Here is a 16,743-nt window from a genome sequence, read left to right as displayed (position 1 = left end):
AGTTACACACATGAAAAACATGATGAAGAAGGCAGGAAATCCCTGCCTTCGGTCTGCCTGTGTTCATTGGACAGTGTTGGTATTGGTTTTATGCACCCTCTCCTGTTCACGGCAGCCGGAACAGCTACAACCCGAAGACAAAAAAACAGCCGCCGCAGATGGCCCGCAGGCACAGACCGAAGCTACCTGCTGCTGGGTAGCCATTACCAATCAGGCCACCAAAAAAATTGAAGTGTATGACCCCGCGGATGCTTCCTGGACCACGGCCAAATGGTCGTGGATGCCCACTACCACCCTGTCGTATAATGCTACCAGTGAGATCCCCCTCTGGGACTCACCTACCGACATCAAGGTGCGGAACAGTACCGTGTTCGCCAACACGGCACAGGTCATCACTGCCACCTCAGGCAGACTGGCCACTATTGCCCGTTATACGGGCACGGGCACACGTGGACAGAAACTTTGGGTAATGGGCTTCAACGACACCACCGCGCTGCACGCGATGGAGATATTGCCTGATGGCAACTGCGTAGTGGCCAGCGCCGGCAAAGAATGGCCACAGGGATGGATACGTATCTATTCTTCTTCGCAGCCGGTACCGAACCACGGCGCTAACACACAATACTATTTTCCTTCCGCACACGCCGTACTCTGGGACAAAACCCGTCAGGTGCTGTGGGCGCTGGGCAATGAGTTGAGGAAATATGGTTATAACACTCCTAAAAGCGGCGGCACCATTACCAATCCCAAACTGGAGCTGCTAAAATCTTATACCGGATTCACCACACCATGGGGCCATGACCTCTCCGCCGATGTGAACAACCCCGACCAGTTACTGTTTTCCACTAACGGTGGCACCTATATTTTTCATATATCCACCGAAACTTTCAGCGACGTACCCGGCGCGGCACAGCAGACTTTCGTAAAAGGCATCAGCAGTCAGCCCGGCCAAAACACACTGGTCGAAACACGCCCCAGCAGTGGCTGTACCCTTAACGCATGGTGCACTTCCGTTGTTAATTTCTACAATGCTACCAATGGCAATGCGACCGGTTCCCGCACCGTAAGCGGCGCCGCCATCTACAAAGCGAAGACTTTCGATCCTAACTACTACTGATATCATGAAGAGAATCATATTGACCATCACCGCAGCTGCACTGATCATCTTTCAGTTGGCCTGCAGTAAAAAACAGGGGGCCACAGCGCCTCCTGTTAACCCACCGGCCGTGCAAAAACCCGAGCCTTATCCCGGCCTTCCGCTGGCGCTCACCAATGGCTCCAACAAAAAGCTGGAAATCTATGATCCCAACGTCACCGACTGGAACACGGCCGATGCTAAAAAATGGAGCTGGTCGCCCACGACCACGCTGGGTTTCAGCGCCGATGAAATCAATCGTTTTGGCGGCGGCACCGATTTCAAACTCCGGAAAGGAACGGCCGTCATCGCCGACAATAACATGGCTGCTATCATCACCTATCCTGCCGGACAACGGGTATGGTCGAAAGTGATCGGCGGCAATCTCCATTCGGCAGAACTGCTGCCCAACGGCAATATCGCGCTCGCCGCCTCCGATGGTAACTGGGTCCGGGTATATGCCGCTTCACAGGGGGCTAACAACGCCACCTATACGGAGTTTACGCTCGGCGCAGCACATGCCGTACTGTGGGACCCCGAAATCAATGCCCTGTGGGTAACGGGGCAGGACGTATCCAATAACGCCCATATCCTCACGGCACTGGCAGTGGGTGGCACCGATGCCCAGCCGGAATTAACAGAGTTAAAACAATACCGCGTTACACTGCCCACCGCCTGGGGACATGAAGTAAGCGCCTGCTATGGTAATAAAAACCTGTTGTGGGTAACCACCAACGGCGGCGAATATGTATTCAACAAAACTACCAAAGCCTTAACCATGGCGCCTACCAACAATCTCACTTTTGTGAAAGGCATAGGCAACCAACCCAGCGGACAGATTGTACTGGTAAGACCGGACGCCAATAGAAACCCGCGGCCGCAGATCAGCTGTTCACTCAACGACTGGTCTACCAGCACCATCGACTTCTATACCGCCGGCGGGCAATGGCAAGGGACCAGGACCGTGAACGGTGCCTGCTTTTATAAAATAAAAATCGTTTACGACAATTATCAATAATGTACGGGAAGATATATTCGTGTTGTTTGATCGTTCTCTGTAGCGGCATCATCAACGGCAAGGCGCAGTCGCTGATACCCATGCCGCAATCGGTAAAAGAAGGTGCCGGCAGTTTTACTTTCAGCGCACACACCGTTATCCGGGCGGATGTACAGGACAAACGCGCCATAGCGCTACTCACTGGCCAGCTACCATTCAAAAATAAAGTCATTACCGACGCTACCAAAACGCCGGCACTGATCATCACCGACCGCGGCGCTACCGCTTTGCCCCGGGAAGGCTACCGCCTACAGGTAACACCAGACAGCATCACGCTCGTCGGCCGTGACGCAGGTCTGTTCTACGGCATGCAAACCTTATTGCAACTCCTTCCGTCGCCAACAGCCGGCACCGCCACTATCCCATGTGTTAGCATAGAAGACGCTCCCCGCTTCGGTTACCGCGGCCTGATGCTGGATGTGTCCCGGCATTTTTTCACTGTCAGCCAGATCAAAGATTTGCTAGACCTGATGGCTTACTACAAACTGAACCGCTTTCACTGGCACCTGACAGATGATCAGGGCTGGCGGCTCGAAATAAAAAGTTTCCCTGAACTGACGCGTGTAGGCGCCTGGCGGGTTCCCCGTATAGATTTCAGCGGCAACACGCTGCCGCCACAACCCGGCGAAAAAGCCACGGATGGCGGTTTCTACACACAGGAGGAAGTAAAGGAAGTGATTCGTTATGCAGCCGCCAGGCACATCGAAATACTACCAGAGATAGATGTACCCGGGCACTCCATGGCCGCCATCGCCTCGTATCCGTGGCTGTGCGTAACGCGCAATCCGGATATCAACGTCAATCCCGGTAGTAGCTTCGCTAAATGGTTTCCCAGCGGTGGTTTTGAAATGTATGTAGACAACTCCCTGAACCCCATCGATGAAAAAGTCTATCAGTTTCTGGACAAAGTATTCGGTGAGGTGGCCGCCTTGTTTCCCTACCCGTATATCCATATCGGTGGCGACGAATGTTATAAAGCTTTCTGGGAGAAGGACAACAGCGTACAGCAGTTTATGCAGCAACACCATATCCCCAACACGCACGCCTTACAGGGCTATTTTATCTCCCGGCTTAATAAAATCATTCAGTCGAAAAACAAAAAAATGATCGCATGGGATGAGATCGCGGAAGGAGATATCAAAGAAGACATAGTGGTGATGAACCGGTTCGGAGAAAAGAGCGCTGTTGAACAAATCAAAAAAGGCCTGAACATCATACTGGCGCCGGGCGGCAACGGGCTTTATTTTGACTATGCCCAGAGCACCTCCGAGCAGGAACCTTCCAGTCATGGTGGAGATGCGCCCGCCTGGAAAGCTTATCAATACAACCCGGAATATCCGGCGCTTTCGGCTCCAGCGCGCCAACACATCATGGGCGTGGAAGCCTGCCTATGGACAGAGCATATTCCCGATATCTCCAAACTGCAATACATGCTGCTGCCACGTATGCTGGCACTGGCAGAAACAGGATGGACTTCTCCCACGAACAAGGACTACCAGCGCTTCGCCCGTTTCGCGCTGCCGATGCAGCTGCAGCGTTTTGAAAAAGCAGGTATGAACTACCGCGTGCCGCCAGTGCATGACTACGTTGACACTACTATCAACACGGATACTTTCCGGTTTGAAGTAACGTCGTCGCCGGTACCGAACGCCCGCATCTATTATACGCTCAACAACCGGCCTCCCGGAGACTATGACCATCTATACACCAGGCCGGTGACCATCACCGTTCCAAAAGGGAAAACGATCATGCTCAAAACCATCGTGATCACGCCGGCGGGCCGCAGAAGTATCATCACGCGTACTGTACTGGACAATAGTGACAAACCTAAAAACGAACATTAGCATGCAAAAGCGCATCTGCCGGTTCTTATACCGTACATTGACCGCCGCGACTGTATTGACATCCGCCAATACACAGGCACAGCAAAGGTTACCACGGTTTGAAGAAGTGGCCGCCGAATTCAAAAATCCTGGCCGCGATTATGGAACAGTACCCTTCTGGGTATGGAACACCAAAGTCACCAAACGCAACATCGATTCCATGTTGCTTGATTACCGGAAAAATGATTTCGGCGGTATTATCATTCACGCCCGCCCGGGATTAATTACCGAATACCTGTCGAAAGAGTGGTTCGACTTATTTGAGTATTCCGTACAGCAAGGGAAAAAACTGGGACTGAATATATGGATATACGACGAAAACTCCTACCCTACCGGCTTTGCCGGCGGACTGGTAGGCGAGCAAATGCCGGAAGCCTACAATCAGGGACAGATGCTGTATATGGAAGAAGTCAATCGTTTACCCGTTGACGTGACTCCCTTCTTTCTGTGTCTTAAAGAAGAAAACGGTGTCTCCAGAGACGTCACCGATCACCTACCTGAAGAAGCAGGAAAGACCGGTCATTATCAGTTATTCAGGAAAGTAAACTATCAGCGGTCCAACCGCGGATCTGTCGCCGGTCCTATCGGCGTGTCCTATGTAGACCTGATGGCCAAAGGCGTCACGGAGAAATTCATCGACGTCACCTACAAAAGTTATGAGAAAGTAATCGGTAAAGAATTCGGCAAAACCATCAGGGGCGTGTTCTCCGATGAACCTACCATCATCAACGAAGGACGTAACTGTGTACGCTGGACGCCTGACCTGTTCGACCGGTTTTACGCCAACTGGGGGTATGACCTCCGGCTGCATTTACCTTCTCTCTTCAAAGAAACGGGTGACTGGAAGCGTGTCCGCCATAACTACTACGAGATGCTGCTACAGCTGTTCATTGACCGGTGGTCCAAACCTGTAGCCAGTTACATGCAGCAGCACCAGCTCGTGTGGACTGGCCACTACTGGGAACATGGCTGGCCCAGTCCCTACCACGGCCCGGACAACATGGCCATGTACGCCTGGCATCAGATGCCGGGCATTGATATGCTGTTCAATCAATTCAACGAAGATAAACCTGTGCAGTTTGGCAATATCCGCGCGGTGAAGGAACTGAGCAGTGTCGCTAATCAGCTGAATAAAACACGTGCCCTGTCTGAAACCTATGGCGGTGGCGGTTGGGAGCTCACCTTTAAGGATATGAAACGGCTGGCCGACTGGCAGTTTGTATTGGGCGTTAATTTCATGAACCAGCATTTGTCCTTCATGACGTTGACGGGTGCACGTAAATATGACTATCCGCCTAGTTTCTCCTATCACGAGCCATGGTGGCCGTACTACCGTTTCATGAACCATTACTTCACACGGCTGTCTTATCTGTTGACACAAGGGCAGCAGTATAATGATATCCTGATCATTGAGCCTACTACGTCCGCCTGGATGTATTACGCCAGAGACGGTGAGAACAAACGTTTCTTTGATATCACCAAAAGCTTTAATGATTTTGTGACCACGATGCAACGCGCGCAGCTGGAGTATGATCTGGGCTCTGAAAACATCATCAAAGACCATGGCCACATAACGGGCAACCGTTTTGTGATCGGAGAGCGGGCCTACAAAGTGGTCGTGATACCACCTGGCATGGAAAACATCAATGGCACCACTTTCCGCTTACTCAAAACATATGTGGCCGCCGGCGGCAAGGTAGTCTGCTTTGAGCCATTGCGATGCGTAGATGGCGCGGTTAATCAGGAATTGGCCACTATCATACCGGCAGATAAAATACAGGCCGTGAGCACAGCTTTATTTCAACAGGAAGGTTTTCATATATCCGCCGCGCAGGGCGACAGTATCGGTGGCAATATCTATCACCAGCGCCGTAAACTCGCCAATGGCGAATTGTTGCTGCTGACCAATGCCAGCATGACCAACGCTTCCTCCGGGAAAATCAGCATGCCCGGCAACGATGTACTGGAGCTGGACATGCCTTCCGGTAATATCTACCGCTACCCTGCCGCACAAATCAATAACACCGTGCAGTTTGGTGTAACCATTCCGCCTGCCGGCAGTCTGATGTTGTTTGTCGCAGATAAAAAACAACCGGGATATCAGTTTAGGCCACAGGCCAGCGAATGGGCCACCGTGAATGCTTCGGCCACAAAGGTATCCCGGCAGGCAGACAATGCCCTCACCGTTGATTTTTGTGATCTCTACCTACACCGGCCGGATACCAGCTACCGTCACCTGCATGTAGGCCAGGCCTCCAATACAGCTTTTAAACATCATGGGTTTACCGATGGTGTGGGTAACCCCTGGAACAACCGCACCCAGTTTAAAGACGCCATCGTAAAACGGGACACGTTCTCTACCGGTACCGGCTACACGGCTGTTTATCATTTTCAGCTGAAAGAAGGCATGGACTTTCAGCATTTCAAGGCAGTCGTAGAGCAGCCGGGCCTCTGGCACGAGGTGAAAATTAACGGTATAGCCGTTAAGAACGAACCCGGTCAATGGTGGCTCGACCGTTCCTTTGGTGTGTACCAGATTGGCCGTCACTTAAAAGCCGGAGACAACGAACTGGCCGTCACTGTAGCGCCGATGCGTGTGTATGCAGAGATAGAACCGGTGTATATTCTGGGCGATTTCCATCTGGAGGCGGCCGCGCAGGGCTGGCGCATAGTGCCACCGCAGCCCTTACAAACCGGCTACTGGAACAAACAGGGCTTGCCGTTATACAGTCAGGGCATCGCCTACACGAAAACTTTCACCGCAACGGACCCGGGCAAGTCATACGCTGTAGCCCTGGGCAAATGGCAGGGCACCGTAGCCACCGTAACAGTCAATGATGTATTGGCCGGTATCATCACCGCTGAGCCCAACCGGCTGGACATCGGGAAACTCGTAAAAAAAGGAGACAACAAAGTAGTCGTCACCGTGATCGGTAGCCTGAAAAACCTGCTGGGTCCCTTCTACAACAAACCTGTTCCCGGACTGGTAGACCCTGGCAAATGGTATAACATCAAAACACAACCGTCAGGAAGCGAGTATGATCTGTATGATTATGGCCTGGCTGAAGATTATGAGATACAGGTTGTCCGCTAATAGCGGATGACCTGTATTCCTTTTTATATTTTATTTAACGTCAACTGACTTCCATCTGTCCCGACCCTGTTTTATCTTTATAAGGATAGCCATTTCCTTCCCGGTTTAATATCCTCATCATGAAAAGAACTATACTCATCTTAGTTGTTTCATTGATTGCTAGTTGTTTAAAGGCGCAAACCGATAGTGAGAGACTGAACGAAGTGATGCAGGCCGCCACAGACACCCACATTTTCAATGGCGTAGCCCTTGTTGCCCGCCACGACAGCATCCTGTTATTTAAAGGATATGGCTGGCGGAATTACGAACAACAAATCCCCCACGATACCAACTCCATATTCCAGATCGGCTCCGTTACCAAACCCTTCACTGCCACGGTAATCCTATGGTTGCAGGAACAGCATCAGTTAAACATCCATGATAAACTGAGTAGGTATTTCCCGGAATACCAGTATGCAGATAGGATCACCATCAAAAACTTACTGACACATACCTCCGGTATTTACAATTTCACCGACCCGCACTACCTGGCTGATCTGGCAGACAAACCGTTCCATCAACAGGATTTCTGGCATTATATAGCTGCTAAGCCGCTGGAATTCCCACCCGACTCCATGTACAGCTATAGTAATTCCAACTATATGATATTAGGGTATATCATCGAAAAAGTTTCCGGTAAACCCTATGAACAGATGGTACGGGAAGTTATTTTCGATAAAGCAGGCATGACTCATTCCGGCTTTGATTATGCTCACTTATCCAGTCCGTATAAGTCCGTAGGATATGAAGTGCTCAATGAATCCATCCACCAGCGGGCACGCATCGCCGATTCAAGCGCTACTTATGCTGCCGGGGCTATCTATACCACGGCAGGAGATCTATACCGGTGGAATCTCGCCTTATATGGAAATAAGATCATCAGTCAGGCTTCATTGGAGGAAGCATTCACCCCTTACAAGGGTACCTATGGCTATGGCTGGTATATAGAACAACCACCCGGCATGAAGTTTATGGCCCACAATGGCGGCATCTGGGGCTTTCAGGCACATTTCAAACGCATCCCTCAGGACCATGCCTGCATTATTTTGCTGCGTAACGAAATGCTCGGATTTGAAGACTATGCGTTGAGCCTTCATCGTATCATCCAACACGATCCCAATTACTACATACCCCGAAAAAGTATGGCAGTTCCGGCCGACAGCCTTTCCGCGTATATCGGCGAATACCAGCTTACCGGCAAACCGGAGTTTAAGGCGTCTGTCACGGTGCGGGAAGGTAATCTGTACATCACGTGGACCAATTTTGCACCCGAACAGGTGTTTGCAGAAAAAAAGGACTGGTTCTTTTTTAAATCTTATAACAGTCAGATTGAGTATACCCGAAATGAGAAAGGTGGCATATCCGGCTTTGTAGCCCACAACGGTAAACAGGTATTTCCATATGTAAAAATCCGTTAGACTTCCGTTATTTCCTGTATCTTCAGCTACCCTAATATCAACCAACATGATGAAAGTTATATCCCTGTTGACCATCACAATGATATGGAGCAGCTGCGCTGTAAGACTCACAGATGATAAAAAAACGGCGATAAAAAATGAATTGGCTGACATGGTAAAAGAGGACCAGATCGCGGCTGATATCAAAAAAGGCCCCTATAAAGACTATACAACCGGGCAATGGAACCATTTTAAAGACAGTGTGTATGCCATCCATCAGCAAAGACTGGCAGCGATCTTTAAACAATATGGGTTCCCTGGCTTCAATATGGTCGGGAAAGACGGGTCCACTAATTTCTGGCTGTTGGTACAACATTGTGATAAGTTCCCGGAGTTTCAAACCAAGGTGCTGAAAGCGATGAACAAAGAAGTTAAAAAGCAGAATGCCAACCCCAATAATTATGCGTATCTGTTTGACCGGGTGCAGATCAATGCCGGCAGGAAGCAGTTGTTCGGTACACAAATCGCCTATCAGGTCACCACTACCGGAAAAGCATTTCCCAGAAACGGACTGCTCGATTCCGCAAATGTGGATAAGATCAGAAAGGAATATACCTTACCTCCGCTGAAGGATTACCTGAACCAGGTGACGGAGATGCACTATGAGATGAATAAGAAACATTATCAGGAAATGGGGGTGATGAAACCGGATTTATATTAAGATCATATCCTGCTTCCATATTTCATCACACCAATTTTATTAAACACCATCATTTTGGTAAAGTCCCGGTTACTAACGGTGAGACCATTACTTGCGAAAAGCGTTTTTATCACCCGGGCAGCAGTAGCGGCCGGGCATGTTTCCACCCGATGCCTGTCTATAATCAGAAAAAGTTCCGCCTCTCCAAAATGACGCTGAAGAAAGGCTTCCACTTTCTCTTCATTATAATCATCTCCCACGCCTACATAATACCATTCGCTTCCATCTGTCAGTACCCAATTGATACGACCTATATATCGTTCACCGGCGATAAAAACATTTTTTGCATCCATAGGCTAAATATACTGACAGTTAGTTATATCCCATGTTCAGCGTTAAACTGCTCTTTGGCCCGCTGCAACGTAGTATCTTTTCCATACACCTTTTTATATAACTCCTGTTTCTGTAAATCCAGCTCATATATCTTTTGATGTGCCGCCATCGCCTCGTCGCCTTTCAGGTGATGGGCAATTTCCCGTTGTGTCACCTCCTGCCGGTCAAAAAGCTGCAGTTCTTTCAGAGCGGTGTAATAGTCCACAGCAGCGGCCTTCAATGGCTCACCCTGTTTAATGCCGTCAGCCGGTAATAGTTTGATGCTGTCGATAAGGCGGTCGAAATCCTTTTCTTCTCTGTCCAGTGCTGCCAGCGCGCCGGGGTAGTCGCCCTTTATCAGGCATTGCAGCTTCTGCTCTTCGGCGCCTTGTTTACCGACGAGGATATGAAGCGCTGTCCGTTCTTTCTGCACAATGGCCTCTCTGAGTTGGATGGCTCTTTTGGGTTTACAGGCGGCCAGACTGATGAACAGTAACACAAGGGCCCATTGAATCGGTTTTTTCATATGGTCGTTAACTTTAAATGGGAAAGATCGCTACCGATCTAAGTTACACTTTTTCCCGTCATTCCCGCCTAATGGCCATCCATCCTGCTTTCACGGATTTTAAAGTAAATTTAATTTTCAAACTATACCTACTTAATTGTTTTGATACTATTTTTGAGTTCTAATGATGAGACTATTTATAGGATATCTCTTGTCATTATGTCTTCTTTTATTAGGAAGCTATGCACATGCGGACGAACTTCGTTTAGATCCATCCTGCCAACTGACCACCGAAAACCCGGCCCTGGCGGAATTGGTTACTATGCCCAACAGCGATGCTGTTGTCTGTGCAGCTCCCTCCGATAAAGGAAGCATAGGCGACAAGATGAAAGCAACGGAAATCGAGGAAGAAAGCGATTCGGAATCCTTCAGGAAACTGCTGGAGACCGGCATCTGCCGTATTACTTCCTTTTATGCCCTTCAGCCCGGATGTATTTTTCCCATCCTCTTCAGCAACCACCGACCCAGCTTCTCTCACTTTTCCTGTACGGCTGCTGAAAAGTTTATTGTCAATCGCGTCATCAGGATTTGATTCCTGCGCTATAGCAGGCGAATAACATCGCCTCATTTCACTTTTACATACTGATAAAAAACATCTGACCAGGTTGTCTGCATAGCATACCCGCTATGGCATCGGGATTGTCATGTCCCTGCGTTAAGAATGTTCACACCGACCTGAATCCAAGCATCATTTTATATGAAAAGAATCGTCATGCTCATGGGCCTGTATGCCTTATTGTGCCATACAAGCTGCAAATCGTCCAAAGGAGAAGAAAAAGAAGAAGCTACCAAATTCCTGGTGACCAGTCCTATGAAAATGGATACCACCATTACCCGGGAATATGTCTGCCAGATACGCTCCATACGCAACATTGAACTAAGGGCCCAGGAAAAAGGCTACCTGCAGGGCATCAACGTAGATGAAGGCCAGATGGTAAAGTCTGGCCAGCTCCTGTTTAAGATCATGCCTAAACTCTATGAAGCAGAACTGGCAAAATCCGAAGCGGAAGCACAGGCGGCAGAAATTGAGGTACAAAACACCAAAAGCCTCGCCGACAAAAACGTAGTCTCCAAAAATGAACTGGCGCTGGCCAACGCTAAGCTACAAAAGGCAAAAGCAGAACTGGCACTGGCTAAAGTACACCTCGGATTTACAGAGATCAGAGCTCCGTTCGATGGCATCGTAGACCGCCTCCATCTGAAACTCGGCAGCCTCGTAGGTGATGGCGACCTGCTCACCACCCTCTCAGACAACAGCCGCATGTGGGTGTATTTTAATGTGTCTGAACCGGAATACCTCGACTATCAGGCCAGCCTGAAAGCAAAAGGAGAGGTGAAAGTGAACCTGCTGATGGCCAACAAACAAGTGTTCAAATATCCCGGCGTAGTGGAAACCATCGAAGGCGAGTTTAACAACGAAACGGGTAACATCGCTTTCAGGGCCAATTTCCCTAACCCCGATAAACTGCTCAGACACGGGGAAACAGGCAGCATCCTCATGGACGTACCCCTGAAAAATGCCCTGATCATTCCGCAGAAAGCGACCATGGAAATCATGGATAAAAAATACGTTTTCGTAGTAGGGAAAGACAATATCGTCACTTTAAAAGCCATCACCATCGGTGCGGAGATGCCCGATCTGTATGTAGTACAGGAAGGACTGGCCGAAAACGATAAAATACTGCTGGAAGGTTTACGGAAGGTGAAAGACAAAGACAAAATCGCCTTCGACTATGAAGAACCGGCCAAGGTGATGTCCCACCTGAAGTTACCAACGGAATAACGCAAGCATCCACCTAAAGAAAAAGCGACATGTTTAATATATTCATGAAAAGGCCTGTCTTTGCGATAGTGATATCCCTTGTCATTATCTTCATGGGCATACTGGCCATCAATACCCTGCCTACCTCACAGTTCCCATCCATTGCGCCGCCAAGGGTGATCGTGAGCGTAGCCTATCCGGGGGCCAGCGCAGACGTGCTGGTAAAATCCGTGCTCATCCCGCTGGAAAAGTCGGTCAACGGCGTTCCGGGCATGAAGTACATGACCTCCGACGCCACCAGCGCCGGTGAGGCCAACATACAAGTGGTCTTTGATCTGGGCACCGACCCCAATCAGGCCGTGGTAAACGTAAAAAACCGTATCGAACAGGTGACCAACCGTCTGCCTGAACTGGTACAACGCGAAGGGATCGTGGTAAACATCCTTCAGCCCAACATGCTGATGTATGTAAACGTATACAGCAAAGATCCCAAAGCGGACGAGAACTTCCTGTACAACTACGCCAACGTGAACATCCTCCGTGAGCTGAGCAGGGTGAAAGGTATCGGTAACGCGCAGATCCTCGGTAGCCGCCAATATGCTATGCGTATCTGGCTGAAACCCGACAGGATGCGCGCCTACAACGTTTCTACCGATGAAGTGATGGAAGCGCTGGGCAGTCAGAGTATCATCGGCTCCCCCGGCCGCCTCGGCCGAAGCGACGGTAAACGTTCGGAAGCCCTCGAATACGTGCTCACCTACCAGGGAAGATATAATCAGCCGGAACAATACAAGGACGTGATCATCCGGGCCAATGCGAACGGTGAAATCCTCCGTCTGAAAGACGTCGCAGACGTGGAACTGGGCAGCGAATTTTATGATATCTATTCCAACCTGAACAACCACCCCTCTGCGGCCATTGTCCTGAAACAAACCTACGGCAGTAACGCCAGCGATGTCATCAAAGAAGTAAAAGCGAAACTGGATGAGATGAAAGCCGATTTCCCACCCGGTATGGACTATGAAATCAGCTACGACGTATCTACCTTCCTCGATGCCTCTATCGAAAAAGTAATCCACACCCTCGGCGAAGCCTTTGTGCTGGTGGCTATCGTGGTATTCCTGTTTTTGGGCGACTGGCGCTCTACGCTCATTCCCACCCTGGCAGTACCGGTATCACTGGTAGGCGCCTTCTTCTTTATGCAGGTGTTCGGACTCACCATCAACCTCATCACCCTGTTTGCATTGGTGCTGGCCATCGGTATCGTGGTGGACAACGCCATCGTGGTAATTGAAGCCGTGCATGCGAAAATGGAAGAGGAACACCTTGCTCCATATGCCGCCACCAAAAAGGTGTTGCATGAAATCAGCGGCGCTATCGTGGCGATTACGTTTGTGATGGCGGCGGTATTTATTCCGGTGTCGTTCATGCCCGGCCCCGTGGGTATCTTCTACCGGCAGTTCGCTATCACCATGGCTACTTCCATCGTGCTCTCCGGCGTGGTGGCCCTCACGCTCACGCCTGTACTCTGCGCCATCCTGCTGAAAAACACACATGGCCAGCCTAAGAAAAAAACGCCTATCCAGTATGGCCTGGACGCTTTCAACAGAGGATTTGAAAAACTCACCGGCCGGTACACCCGCCTGATGGAAAAAATCGTCAGCCGCCGGGTAGTCACCTTTGGCCTGCTGATCGCTTTCGGCGTGGGTATCTTCGGTGTCAGCACGGTACTGCCTTCCGGCTTCATCCCCAGCGAAGACCAGGGCATGATCTACGCTATCATCCAAACACCTCCCGGGTCCACACTGGAACGTACCAACGATCTGGCTAAGAAAGTACAGGAAATCGCCGAACATGTGGAAGGTATCCAGTCCGTATCCGCACTGGCAGGCTATGAAGTACTGACGGAAGGCCGCGGCTCCAACGCCGGTACCTGTCTGATCAACCTCAAAGGCTGGTCGGAACGTAAACACTCCGTTACACAAATCATCAACGAACTGGAAGAGAAATGTAAGGAAATACCCGGCGCCACCATCGAGTTCTTCGGTCCCCCGGCAGTACCAGGCTATGGCGCGGCGGGTGGCTTCTCCCTCCGTCTGCTGGATAAAACCAACAGCGATGATTATAAAGAGATGGAGAAAGTCAACGATGAATTTATGGCCGCGCTGAAGCAACGCAAGGAACTGACCGGCCTTTTCACCTTCTACAGCGCCAACTACCCGCAGTACGAACTGCAGATAGATAACCAGGCCGCCATGCAGAAAGGCGTTTCCATCGGTAAAGCCATGGACAACCTCTCCATCCTCATCGGTAGTACCTATGAACTGGGCTTTATCCGCTTCGGCAACTTCCTCAAGGTATACGTGCAGGCTGCACCGGAATACCGCAGACTGCCGGACGACCTGATGAACCTCTACGTAAAAAACAACCGTGATGAAATGGTGCCCTACTCTGCTTTTATGAGCATCAAAAAAACACACGGCCTCAATGAGATCACCCGGTACAATATGTACAACTCTTCCGCTATCCGTGGGGAGCCCGCTGCCGGCTATAGCAGCGGCGAAGCCATCAAAATCATCCAGGAGGTGGCCGCTAAAACACTGCCGCATGGTTATGGCATCGACTGGGAAGGTCTCTCCAAAGATGAAGCCGGTCGTGGCAACGAAGCGCTGTACATCTTCCTGATCGTACTGTTCTTCGTATACCTCATCCTGGCTGCCCAGTATGAAAGTTTCGTACTGCCGCTGGCGGTAGTCCTCTCCCTGCCGGCCGGTGTGTTCGGTTCCTTCCTGCTGATCAAAGTAATGGGACTGTCCAACGATATCTACGCACAGGTGGGACTGATCATGCTGGTGGGCCTGCTGGGCAAAAACGCGGTGCTGATCGTGGAGTTCGCGGCGCAAAAACACCGTTCAGGCGTTTCCGTATTCGATGCCGCCATTGAAGGCGCCAAAACACGTTTCCGCCCGATCCTGATGACCTCCCTGGCGTTTATTGCCGGTCTGGTACCGCTCATCTTCGCCACCGGTCCGGGCGCCATCGGCAACCGTACCATCGGCGCCTCCTCCCTGGGCGGCATGTTGATAGGCACCCTCTTCGGGGTAATCCTCATCCCGGGATTGTATTACATATTCGGCAGCATCGCCGCTAAACGCAAGCTGATCAAAGATGAAGATGAGAAACCGCTGACCGAACGTAAGATTCTCATCATGGAAGAAGACAGCTTTAACTCAAGAAACTGATCATATGCCAGGAAGAAAATATCAATATATAGGACTCATCTGCTTTTCCCTCACCTATGCGGCCTGTAAGGTGCCGAAGCTGACGGGAAAAACAGTCGACAAACATGTCCCCGACAGCTACAACAACGTACAGGACAGTGTGAATACCGCGCAGGTGAAGTGGAAAGAGTATTTCACCGACCCCCATCTGGTGGCCCTGATAGACACAGCATTGAAAAATAATCAGGAACTGAATATCACCTTGCAGGAGATAGAGATCTCCCGTAATGAAGTAAGGGCCAGAAAAGGGGAATACCTGCCCAGCGTAGGCCTGAGGGCAGGCGCCGGCCTCGATAAAGCAGGTCGCTACACCAATATCGGCGCACTGGAAGAGAGCACAGAAATCAAGCCTGGCAAGGAAATGCCCGACCCGCTGCCGGACTACCTGTTAGGGGTATACGCCAATTGGGAAGTAGACATCTGGCATAAACTGCACAACGCTAAAAAAGCGGCCGTGGCCCGTTACCTCTCCACCGTAGAAGGCAGGAACTTCGTGATCACCAATCTGGTGGCCGAAGTAGCTAACTCCTACTACGAACTGCTGGCACTCGACAATCAGCTGGAGATCGTGAAAAAGAACATGGCCATCCAGCAGAACGCCCTCGACATCGTGAAGCTGGAAAAAGAAGCCACCCGGGTAACGGAACTGGCTGTACGTAAATTTGAAGCTGAAGTGCTGAAAACACAAAGCCTGCAATACGACATACAACAGCAGATCACCGAAACGGAAAACAGGATCAACTTCCTGCTGGCGCGCTATCCGCAGCCGGTTCCAAGAGATGGCCAACATTTCGATGAACTGGTACCCGCTTCTATTCATGCCGGCCTCCCGTCGCAACTGCTGGCCAACCGCCCCGATATCAAACAGGCGGAACTGGGCCTCGCAGCCGCACAGCTGGACATCAAAGTGGCCAAAGCACAGTTCTATCCTTCACTGGGCATCTCAGCGTCGTTCGGCTACAATGCCTTTAATCCGGGCTACCTGCTGCGAACACCGGAATCCATGCTGTACTCCGTGGCCGGAGAACTCGTGGCGCCGCTGGTCAACAGAAACGCGATAAAAGCCACTTACTACAGCGCCAATGCCAAACAGCTGCAAGCGGTATACAATTATGAACGTACCATCTTAAACGCTTACGTGGAAGTGGCCAACCAGCTGGCGAAGATCAACAACCTGGAAAAAAGCTACGATCTGAAATCAAAGCAGGTGGAAGCGCTCACGCAGTCCATCAACATTTCCACCGACCTGTTCAAGTTTGCCCGCGCAGATTATATGGAAGTGCTCCTGACACAACGCGATGCGCTGGAATCAAAATTTGAACTGATCGAAACCAAAAAGCAACAACTGAATGCTATGGTAAATATCTACCGGGCACTCGGCGGTGGCTGGAACTAATCAGCCCTGACCTGCAACATCAAAAAAATGCCCCGGAAAATTCCGGGGCATTTTTTATATCG

At 50.4% G+C, this 16,743-nt stretch carries 12 protein-coding genes; 10 read left to right on the top strand and 2 right to left on the bottom strand.

From position 1 onward, the window contains the following. The first annotated feature begins 10 nt into the window (after window positions 1–10). From ICL55_RS27875 to ICL55_RS27850, 6 genes are all read left to right on the top strand, one after another. Window positions 11–1,117, top strand: coding sequence for a DUF6528 family protein (locus ICL55_RS27875; RefSeq protein ID WP_188103810.1), 1,107 nt, complete (start codon window positions 11–13; stop codon window positions 1,115–1,117). Window positions 1,118–1,121: 4 nt separating this feature from the next. Beyond that, a complete protein-coding gene (locus tag ICL55_RS27870; protein WP_188103807.1) occupies window positions 1,122–2,153 on the top strand; it encodes a DUF6528 family protein in 1,032 nt (343 codons plus the stop codon). A gap of 26 nt (window positions 2,154–2,179) precedes the next feature. After that, a complete protein-coding gene (locus ICL55_RS27865; RefSeq protein WP_188103805.1) occupies window positions 2,180–4,036 on the top strand; it encodes a beta-N-acetylhexosaminidase in 1,857 nt (618 codons plus the stop codon). A 1-nt stretch (window position 4,037) separates the two neighbouring features. Beyond that, window positions 4,038–7,169, top strand: coding sequence for a glycosyl hydrolase (locus ICL55_RS27860; protein ID WP_223151627.1), 3,132 nt, complete (start codon window positions 4,038–4,040; stop codon window positions 7,167–7,169). 119 nt (window positions 7,170–7,288) lie between these two features. Continuing rightward, window positions 7,289–8,626 (top strand): serine hydrolase domain-containing protein, encoded by a 1,338-nt coding sequence (locus tag ICL55_RS27855; protein ID WP_188103803.1) that lies wholly within the window; start codon window positions 7,289–7,291, stop codon window positions 8,624–8,626. Window positions 8,627–8,672: 46 nt separating this feature from the next. Further along, window positions 8,673–9,326: a DUF6624 domain-containing protein gene (locus ICL55_RS27850; RefSeq protein WP_188103800.1), complete on the top strand. Its 654-nt coding sequence runs from the start codon at window positions 8,673–8,675 to the stop codon at window positions 9,324–9,326. A 2-nt stretch (window positions 9,327–9,328) separates the two neighbouring features. Here the strand turns inward: ICL55_RS27850 and ICL55_RS27845 are convergent, their stop codons facing one another. Then, window positions 9,329–9,658 (bottom strand): hypothetical protein, encoded by a 330-nt coding sequence (locus tag ICL55_RS27845; RefSeq protein WP_188103798.1) that lies wholly within the window; start codon window positions 9,656–9,658, stop codon window positions 9,329–9,331. A gap of 23 nt (window positions 9,659–9,681) precedes the next feature. Next, window positions 9,682–10,203 (bottom strand): hypothetical protein, encoded by a 522-nt coding sequence (locus ICL55_RS27840; protein WP_188103796.1) that lies wholly within the window; start codon window positions 10,201–10,203, stop codon window positions 9,682–9,684. Between the two features lie 163 nt (window positions 10,204–10,366). On the opposite strand from ICL55_RS27840, the gene ICL55_RS27835 reads away from it, so the two are divergent. The 4 genes from ICL55_RS27835 (at window position 10,367) to ICL55_RS27820 (ending at window position 16,681) form a co-directional block, all read left to right on the top strand. After that, window positions 10,367–10,774, top strand: coding sequence for a hypothetical protein (locus ICL55_RS27835; protein ID WP_188103794.1), 408 nt, complete (start codon window positions 10,367–10,369; stop codon window positions 10,772–10,774). Between the two features lie 165 nt (window positions 10,775–10,939). Next, on the top strand, window positions 10,940–12,025 hold the full coding sequence (locus tag ICL55_RS27830) for an efflux RND transporter periplasmic adaptor subunit (RefSeq protein ID WP_188103792.1): 1,086 nt from the start codon (window positions 10,940–10,942) through the stop codon (window positions 12,023–12,025). Between the two features lie 29 nt (window positions 12,026–12,054). Continuing rightward, window positions 12,055–15,246, top strand: a complete 3,192-nt coding sequence (locus ICL55_RS27825) for an efflux RND transporter permease subunit (RefSeq protein WP_188103790.1) — start codon at window positions 12,055–12,057, stop codon at window positions 15,244–15,246. Window positions 15,247–15,250: 4 nt separating this feature from the next. After that, window positions 15,251–16,681, top strand: coding sequence for a TolC family protein (locus ICL55_RS27820; RefSeq protein WP_188103788.1), 1,431 nt, complete (start codon window positions 15,251–15,253; stop codon window positions 16,679–16,681). Window positions 16,682–16,743 lie beyond the last annotated feature (62 nt).

Origin of the sequence: Chitinophaga varians, assembly GCF_014529945.1 — a bacterium.
Lineage (GTDB): Bacteria > Bacteroidota > Bacteroidia > Chitinophagales > Chitinophagaceae > Chitinophaga > Chitinophaga varians.
Note: the sequence above shows the minus strand (reverse complement) of the source record. Positions and strands in the feature narration are given on the sequence as shown.